This is a genomic window from Pseudonocardia pini (genome assembly GCF_013870575.1).
Lineage (GTDB): Bacteria > Actinomycetota > Actinomycetes > Mycobacteriales > Pseudonocardiaceae > Pseudonocardia > Pseudonocardia pini.
The window spans coordinates 1-8,609 of the sequence record NZ_JACBXB010000171.1 but is presented as its reverse complement, the minus strand read 5'-3'; the positions used below and the strand labels follow the sequence as shown (position 1 = coordinate 8,609).

At 72.2% G+C, this 8,609-nt stretch carries 7 protein-coding genes; 2 read left to right on the top strand and 5 right to left on the bottom strand.

Annotated elements, in window-relative coordinates; translation table 11 throughout:
- Nucleotides 1-1,125: thioesterase domain-containing protein (locus H5J29_RS12540; RefSeq protein ID WP_220187322.1), on the top strand; the 1,125-nt coding region annotated here is incomplete at its 5' end.
- Between the two features lie 81 nt (nt 1,126-1,206).
- Here the strand turns inward: H5J29_RS12540 and H5J29_RS12535 are convergent.
- From H5J29_RS12535 to wecB, 3 genes are read right to left on the bottom strand one after another with little or no spacing between them, the layout of a single operon-like run.
- On the bottom strand, nt 1,207-2,010 hold the full coding sequence (locus tag H5J29_RS12535; protein ID WP_181781112.1) for a WecB/TagA/CpsF family glycosyltransferase: 804 nt from the start codon (nt 2,008-2,010) through the stop codon (nt 1,207-1,209).
- 2 nt (nt 2,011-2,012) lie between these two features.
- A complete protein-coding gene (locus tag H5J29_RS12530; RefSeq protein ID WP_181781111.1) occupies nt 2,013-3,155 on the bottom strand; it encodes a hypothetical protein in 1,143 nt (380 codons plus the stop codon).
- Between the two features lie 35 nt (nt 3,156-3,190).
- The gene (wecB, locus tag H5J29_RS12525; protein ID WP_181781110.1) at nt 3,191-4,342 is read right to left on the bottom strand and encodes a non-hydrolyzing UDP-N-acetylglucosamine 2-epimerase; all 1,152 of its coding nucleotides are present in this window, start codon (nt 4,340-4,342) and stop codon (nt 3,191-3,193) included.
- Between the two features lie 435 nt (nt 4,343-4,777).
- Here wecB and H5J29_RS12520 point away from each other — a divergent pair, with 435 nt between their 5' ends.
- Nucleotides 4,778-5,734: a glycoside hydrolase family 5 protein gene (locus tag H5J29_RS12520; RefSeq protein ID WP_181781109.1), complete on the top strand. Its 957-nt coding sequence runs from the start codon at nt 4,778-4,780 to the stop codon at nt 5,732-5,734.
- Between the two features lie 64 nt (nt 5,735-5,798).
- Here the strand turns inward: H5J29_RS12520 and H5J29_RS12515 are convergent, their stop codons facing one another.
- Nucleotides 5,799-7,337, bottom strand: a complete 1,539-nt coding sequence (locus H5J29_RS12515; RefSeq protein WP_312858181.1) for a sugar transferase — start codon at nt 7,335-7,337, stop codon at nt 5,799-5,801.
- Between the two features lie 219 nt (nt 7,338-7,556).
- Nucleotides 7,557-8,375: an SGNH/GDSL hydrolase family protein gene (locus H5J29_RS12510; RefSeq protein WP_181781108.1), complete on the bottom strand. Its 819-nt coding sequence runs from the start codon at nt 8,373-8,375 to the stop codon at nt 7,557-7,559.
- Nucleotides 8,376-8,609: the final 234 nt, after the last annotated feature.

Below are 8,609 nucleotides of genomic sequence, written 5' to 3'. Positions count from 1 at the left end.
GGCGAACCCGCGGTCGCGCCGTGCCCGCGGGTACGTGGTGCAGGGGCAGGACCACCGCGGCGAGCCGGTCGTAGCGCAGCAGACGCCGATCCGGCGCCCGCGCCGCAGAGCCTCTCCGCCGCCGTCGCCGTCCCCCGCTCGCTCGCCGAGCTCGACGCCGTCGAGGTGGACGAGCGGACGCTGGAGGCGGTGCTGGCGCTGCTGCGCGAGCACCTCAACCTCGCCGACGTCCAGCCCGAGGACGACTTCTTCGACCTCGGCGGATCGTCGGCCGTGCTCGTGCACATCCTGGGCCGGGTCAAGGTCCTGCTGGGCGCGGACGTCGACATCCGGGAGTTCCTGGCCCGCCCGACGCCGTTGGGCCTGGCCCGCGCGGCCGTCTCGGCCCGGCAGGCGGGGACCAGCGCGGTCAGGCTGCTGCGCCCCGGCCAGGGCAGGCCCGTCTACCTGCTGTGCGACGTGCTCGGCCAGCTCAACTCCTTCCACACGCTCGTGCAGCGGCTCGGCACCGAGCGGCCGGTCTACGGCCTGGCCCCGGCGGTCTCGCGGGCGGACGGCAGCAGGCGTTCCATCTCCGAGGTCGCCGCCGACGTGACCGAGCAGCTGGCACAGGCGCAGCCGACCGGGGAGTTCTCCCTGCTCGGCTACTCGTTCGGCGGGTTGGTGGCCTACGAGGCGGCCCACCGGCTGAGCGGGCGGGGCCGGGAGATCGCCTATCTCGGCCTGATCGACGTGGCCTCCCCGGAGGCCGTCCTCTCCCCCGCCGAGATCCGCGCGAAGCGCTGGTCGCAGCGGCTGGACAAGGTGAGGGCGGACGCTCCGGGCACCGCCGTCCGGTTCGCCCGGCGCAGGCTCGGCCGCCCGGTCGCGGACGACACCCAGGTCGATCCCGAGCTGGCGGGCTACCAGCAGGTCTTCGACACCCACCTGCCCGCCCGCTACCACGGCGCCGTCGTGTACTACGAGGCCGAGGAGCAGCTGCCGGTCGTCGGCAGCCAGCTGGCGGTGTGGAAGCGCAGCGCGCCGAACATGCTGGTCACCTCGATCCCGGGCGACCACGAGTCGCTGCTCGCCGAGCCCGCCGTCACCGCGGTCGCCGCGCGCATCTCGGCCACCCTCCGCTGACCCCACGCGAGAAGGCCCGGCAGGCTGTGCCTGCCGGGCCTTCTCGTGTCTCCGCTGTCAGCGTCCGACTCAGAGTCAGACTCAGCGTCCGACGAACCTCAGCACGACCGACCGGGCCACCAGACCCAGGAAGGTCATGTTGGTGACCAGGTAGCGCCGCCAGAGCTTGCGCGGCTCCAGCATCAGCCGCCAGGCCCACTCGAGCCCGGCCTTCTGCAGCGGGACGGGGGCGCGCTTGACGTAGCCCGCGAGCACGTCGAACGCCCCGCCCACGCCCAGGATCACCGGGGTGTCGAGCGCCTCGCGCTGGCGCTCGCTCCAGATCTCCTTCATCGGCGCGGGCATGCCCATGAGCAGCACGTCCGCGCCGGACCCGCGGATCTGCGCGGTGACCTCCGCGTCCTGCTCGCGGGTGAAGTAGCCGTTGCGCGAGCCCGCGATCCGCACGCCCGGGTAGCGCTCGTGCACCACGCGGACCAGGGCGTCGAGCCGCTCCTGGGTGGTGCCGAGCAGGAACACGGACAGGCCGCGCTCGTTGCCCACCCGGAGCAGCTCCATCATCAGGTCGACGCCGGTGACCCGGTGCGGCACCGGGTCGCCGCCCCACGGGGAGACCCAGACCAGCGGGGTCCCGTCGGCGACGACCATGTCGGCCGCGTGGACGGACTCGGCCAGCTGCGGGTCCTGCCGCATCATCATCAGGATGGCCACGTTCACCGTGACGATCGTGTGGGACCGCCGCTGCGGGCAGTCGATCCAGGACAGTGCCCGGTCGACGGCCTGGTCCAGGTCGACGGTGTCGAACCTGCACCCCATGAGCTCCGCGGTCGGCGGCGGGAGGGTGTCCCCGCCGGGCGCGCCTGCCGGGTCGATGTGAGTACTCATGATCAGATCAGGTGCAGCGAGCGCTCGCGGCCGGTGAGAATGGCCTGGGCGTAGAGGTGCCAGGCCCACTCGTAGGGCCTGGTCTCGCGGTTGAGCACCAGCGCGGGCAACCGGTCGCCCCCCTCGCCGTCGCCGCGACCGGCCAGCACCTTGGCGTGCCGGGCGGTACGGCCGAACCGCCCGCTCTCGATCTCGACGGAGCGCCAGATCGTCCGGTCCGGGTCCACCATGCTGCGCCCCAGCTCGTTGCGGTCCACCCAGGTCGCGCTGCGCTCGACGGCCGCGGCGACCTCCGGGTCCTCCCCCCGCTCGCGGACGGCGGCGGCGTAGGCCAGCAGCGCCATCGGCGCCATCGCGTGCTGGTGCACCGAGTACACGGGATAGCGGTCGGCGGTCTCACCGGTGCGCGAGTCGTACTGCCACCACCACTGACCCAGCGGGCCCTGCAGCTCCATCAGGCGGGTCGCGAGGCGCCGGGCACGGTCGTAGGACCCGGCGGAGTCGATGGTGGTCGAGGCGAAGGACAGCGCCTGCAGGGCGTAGATCTGGTCGGCGAAGTTCGCGACGTGCCTGCGCGCGCGGTGGCCGAGCGCCGCCCGCTTGGTGGCGTGCGGCATCACGTCCGACCCGGCCTCGTCGAACCGGGCGTGCACGTCCGTCATGACGGCGTCGGCGAACTCGCGCGTGCTCTCCGCGGGGCGCCGGGAGTACTCGTGCAGCAGCCCCGACAGCAGCCAGGAGGCCTCCATCGAGGTGATCGTGGTGCTGAAGGTCCGCCGGTCGCCGAGCTCGAGCCCGGTCTCGCGCAGCAGCTGTTCCAGGTCCGCCTCGCCGTGCAGGGCGTTGGCCCACACCAGCAGGCCCAGCCCGCCGGGGTAGGGGGTGGCGGCGAGCCGCTCGCGGGCGGCGCGCAGGGCCGCGGCGGGCGAGGCACCGATGGTCTGCCACGCGCTGGGGTCCCAGCGGTCGACGCCGATCAGGCAGATCAGCGTGCTGGTGATGGCCTCGGTCCCCAGCGTGGGGCCCCAGGTGCCGGTGCGGAGCTGGCGGTCCCACAGCGCCTCGGCGGGGTTCCAGCTGTCCCGGATCCCCCGCACGGAGAGCTCGACATGGCCCTCCACCCCGATGGGCTGTCCCTCGTCCACGACGGTTCCTCTCGACTGAGCATGCTCGGGGGCACTCACGGTGCGAACGGCTCCGGCCGCTCCGCCTTGTCCAACAACCAGGCGATCGCCTGGGCGCCGCGCTCGGCGGCCAGCCCGTCGCCGAACGGGTTCGTGCGGGTCGGCGGGGTGAAGTCCCCGTCGAGGAAGCGCTTGGCCGCCACCGAGATCGACTCCGGGTCGGTGCCGACGAGCACGGCCCACCCGCTCTCCACGGCCTCGACGCGCTCGGTCACGTCCCGCAGCACGACCGTGGGCACGCCGAACGACGGGGCCTCCTCCTGGATGCCCCCGGAGTCGGTGAGCACGAGGGTGGAGAGGGAGAGCACGCGGCACAGCTCGGGATAGGCCAGCGGGCCGGTGGTGTGGATCCGGGGGTGCCCGGCGAGCACCGCCTCGACCTGCGCGCGGACGGCGGGGTTCGGGTGCGTCGGCACCACGCACAGCAGGTCGGGGTGGTCGTCCACGACCTGGCGGACGGCGTCCATGACGCGGTCCAGCGGCTCACCCCAGGACTCCCGCCGGTGGGCCGTGACCAGCAGCAACCTACCGCGGCCCGCCTCGACCTCGCGGAGCAGCTCCCCGACGCGGGGGTCCGTGGGCGTGCTGCCCGCGGCCGCCTTCGCGGTGGCCACCACGGCGTCGACGACGGTGTTGCCGGTCAGCAGCACCCGGTCGCCGTCGAGGCCCTCCCGGGCCAGCGCCTCGACCGCGCGCCGGGTGGGGGCGAGGTGCAGGTCGGCGAACACGCTCAGCATGCGCCGGTTCGCCTCCTCCGGGAACGGCGCGGAGAGGTCCCCCGAACGCAGCCCGGCCTCGAGGTGGACGACCGGGATCCGGCGCCACATGGCCACCAGGCCGCCGACCAGCGCGGTCGTGGTGTCGCCCTGGACGACCACGGCCGCCGAGTCCGCGAGCACGGGATCGAGCTGCGTGGTGACCTGCGCGACGAGCTCGGGCTGGGACCCGGTGGTCCGCGCGAGGTCGAGCCGGACGTCGGGGGTCAGCCCGAAGGCCGCCAGTGCCTGGTCCACCGGAACGCCGTGCTGACCGGTCGCGACGATGACCGGTTCGACGATTCCGCCATTTCGAAGTGCAACGGCGAGTGGAGCCAACTTGATTGCTTCGGGCCTGGTGCCCAACACGAGGTGGACCCTCGGCAACGACATCGATTTCTCCATGCACAGGTGTCGTCTGTGACGTGTCTATGAACATCCTGTGATTCGCGGAGAGGCGCCGCCGTGTTACCGATGGAGGGCGTGATCATCACTCCGGATGAGACGTAAACGTCACTTTAGTGGCGTGGCTCACAATGGCGGCGCGCCGGCTCACGATCCGGCCACGCGCACGCGGGCGCAGCACCCGGATGCACTACGGTGAGGTCCGGCGGCCCTCGCACCTGGCACGGCCATGCCGCAGCCCCACCGGGCGCGCTCCGGTGTCGAACGCAGAAGGTGTACGAAGACGATATGGACCGCCGACAGTTCCTGTCGACCGCTGCCGTCGCCGGCGCAGCCTTGGTCTCGCTCGGGTGCGCGAGCTCCGCGACGCCGACCGCCCCCACATTCTTCGGTTCACTCCCGGGCTTCAAGGGATTTAACCTGTTGGACATCTTCAACGCGGGGCTGCCGTACAAGCGGTATGAGGAATCCGATTTCGACATGCTCGCGGAATGGGGTTTCACGTTCGTCCGGCTGCCGCTGTCCTATCAGTTCTGGGCGTCGGGCGACCCGACCACGTGGCTGCGGATCGACCCGTTCGCGATCGAGGACAACGTGGCGCGCGCGATCCGGCTCGGCGCCGAGCGCGGCATCCACGTGTGCCTCAACTTCCACCGCGCCCCCGGCTACTGCGTGAACTCCCCCGCGGAGCCGCTGGACCTGTGGACGGACGACGTGGCGCTGGAGGCGTGCGCCTTCCACTGGGCGTACTTCGCCGAGCGGTTCGCCGACGTCCCGCCCGCGCAGCTGAGCTTCAACCTGCTCAACGAGCCCGGCGACGTGACCGCCGAGGCCTACGACCGCGTGCACCGGCGGCTCGTCGGCGCCATCCGCGAGATCGACCCGGACCGGCCGATCATCTGCGACGCGCGGGGCTGGGGGAACGACCCCGTCCCGATCGACTACGGCCCGGACGTGGCGCTGAGCGCCCGCGGCTACACGCCCCGCGAGCTCAGCAGCTGGAACGCGCCGTGGCTCGACGAGCGGTGGCCCGTCCCCACCTGGCCGCTGCAGAAGTACGAGAACGACCAGCTGGTGACGGTGGACAAGGAGTACCTGCGGCGCAAGGACGTCGAGCCGTTCGAGGCGGTGCAGCGGGCGGGCACGGGCGTGCACGTCGGCGAGTTCGGCGTCTACCGCGGCGCCCCGCACGACGTGTCGCTGCGCTGGACCGAGGACTACCTGTCGCTGTGGAAGGGCGCGGGCTTCGGCTGGGCGATGTGGGGGATGTACGGGGACTTCGGGATCCTCGACAGCGAGCGCACCGACGTGGCCTACGAGAACTTCCGGGGCCACAAGCTGGACCGCCGCCTCCTCGAGCTGATGCGCTCGTACCTGTAGGAGCACACCACGAGCAGACGGGCGGCACCCCACGAAGGGATGCCGCCCGTCCGCCGTCTCCGGCTCAGTACGCCCCGGTCCCCCGGGTCACCGCGCCGACGGTCTTCCAGAGGATCAGCGCGTCGAGCGCCAGCGTCCAGCTCTCGACGTACCGCAGGTCGAGCCGCACGGACTCCTCCCAGCTCAGGTCGCTGCGCCCGCTGACCTGCCAGAGCCCCGTGAGGCCCGGCTTGACCAGCAGCTTGCGCAGCGCGTCCCGGGAGTAGGTGGCCACCTCGGCGGGCAGCGGCGGCCGCGGCCCGACGAGCGACATCGACCCGGCCAGGACGTTGAACAGCTGCGGCAGCTCGTCGAGCGAGTACTTGCGCAGCATCGCCCCGGTCCGCGTGATCCGCGGGTCGTTGCGCATCTTGAACAGCGGCCCGGCCGCCTCGTTGTCCCGCGCGAGGTCGGCGAGCAGCCGTTCGGCGTCGACCACCATCGTGCGGAACTTGAGGACCTTGAACTCCTGGCCCTTCCGCCCCACCCGGACCTGGGAGAAGAAGACCGGCCCGCCGCCGTCGAGCTTGATCATCACGGCGATGGCCAGCAGCACCGGCGCCAGCAGCAGGACCAGCGCGGCCGCCCCGGCCCGGTCGATGCACCCCTTGACGATCTTGGGGACACCGGTGAAGACCGGCTCGGTGAGCTTGAGCAGGGGCAGCCCGTCCACCGGCGCGACGTGCAGCCGGGGGCCCGCGAACTCCATGAGCCCGGGCTGCACCACGAGCTCGACGCCACTGCCCTCGAGGTCCCAGGAGAGCTGGTGCAGCCGTCTGTTGCTCCAGCCGGTCGCGGGGGCCACGGCGACCACGCGGTAGCCGCCCGAGCGGGCCGTGAGGTTGACGGCCTCCAGGTCGCCGACGACGGGGACGCCCTCGATCTCGACGGACTCCGCGGGGCCGGTCCCCGACGGCGTGCAGACACCGGTGATCCGCCAGCCGTGGTACGGGTCCTTGACCGTGCGGCGGACGAGGTCGACGACCGCCTCCTCGTCCCCGACCACGAGCACCGGGTGCAGGCAGCGCCCCTCCCGCCGCAGCCCGTGGAGGCGCTGTCGCAGCAGGTACCGGCCCGCGATGGCCAGCAGGCCCGCCACCGGGATCGCGCCGAAGACCCACTGCCGGGTGCCCGGGGCGCCGACGAGGAGCCCGACCATCCCGAGGATCACCGCGGAGGCGATGATCGCCCGCAGCAGCCTGCTGAACTCTTCGGAGCCCTGGCCCAGGATGCGGGAGTCCCAGCTGCGGGTGGCGAAGACGGCGTAGAGCGTGCCGACCACTGTGGCCCCGGCGACCAGCGCGATCGCGGAGCGCGTGTCGAAGGTCCACAGCAGACCGGTCGCCAGGCCCACGGAGACCGCGAGGACCACCGCGAGGGTGTCCGACGCGATGACCGCGCGTTGGTAGCGGCGTTCCCATCGCGGCACGCGGCCGCGGACCTCGAACGGCCGGACGCCGGTGTCGTCGGTGGTGCTGTCGTAGGTGGTCTCCCGCTGAGCGGGGATGGGTACGGCACGGGACGGTGAGGGTCCCTGCCCGATCTCGCTGCTCAGCGCGACCACTCCCCTGACTGGCGAGTCATCGTGAGTACCGTCCGTAGTCGTCTCGTGCCATACGCCTCTCCGAGCCCCCGAGGGCGTACGAGCTGCACACGATGACTGCTCGTCAAATCAGATGAGACCGTTACTCCTGTAGGACGCAACACGAGGTCGTTACCAGGGGTTCATGCACCCAAGGTGACGAACGTCTCCGCGTTACGCCAATCGGCGCATCCGTTCGAGCTAATGAGCGGAGGGTGACGGAGCGCGACCGTTCGATGCCGCTGCGGCGACCGGCCCCGCGTCGACCCGCGGGACCACGTCGAGCAGGGCGTGGTGCGCGTCGGCGATCTTGCGGTGTCCCGCGACCGACGGGTGGCAGCGGTCGGCGAGGGTGTCGCGCGCGAAGTCGACGAGGCCGTTGAGCCGGAGGTAGCGCGCGTTCGGCCGGGTGGCGATGAGCTCCTGCTGGAGCTGCTCGACCGTGGCGAGGCTCTTCTTGGAGCGCGGGTACAGCACGGCGTTCGGGAAGCCGACGCCCGCGACGACCACGGGCCAGCCCCGCTCCTCCATCAGGTCCAGGAAGGTCGTGAGCTCGCGGCGGTACTCGTCGTGCGGCATCCGCGGATAGCCGCCCGCCAGGCGGATGGTGACGTTCTTCACAACAATCTTCGCGACGGTCGTGGCGATCTCGCGGGCCCGCTTCGCGCGGTCCTCGGAGTAGTACGGCCGCGCGTCGAGCCCCACGACCCCCTTCCAGTTCTCGGGCCCGTGGCGCTCGATGGCCTCCTCCACGAAGCGCGGCGGGTGCACGAGGCTCTCGGTCTGCCCGGTGCTGATCAGGACCAGGTCCGGCTTGAACTTGTCCAGCCGCGGCACGAGCTCGGTGCACTCGTCCACCCGCCTGCTGGCCTTGGCCTTCATCAGGATCGCCTCGGCCTGGAGGTCCTTCGCGAGGAGCCGGGGGTAGGAGTTCTCGCGGACGCCCAACCCGGCGGCGAGGCTGTCCCCGAGGACAGCGATGCGCGGGTTGGCCGGGATCGTCAGCCTGCTGTCGGCCATGGGGCCTCCTGTCCGGTGTCACGGCGCCCGGTGGCGCGCGGATCACCGAGAGGATCGTCGCGGCCCCGGAAGCGTTATCAGCGCGTCCCGCAGCCTGTCCTCCGGGAGCGGGCGGCGGACGGGCATACTCGTCCGCAGAGCCTCCGGCCGGAGTTCGCAGCGCAGCAGCCGTGGCCGCGCCCGCAGGGTGCCGCCCGCCCAGCCGCCGTCACCCCGTGGGAGCCCCGATGCGCC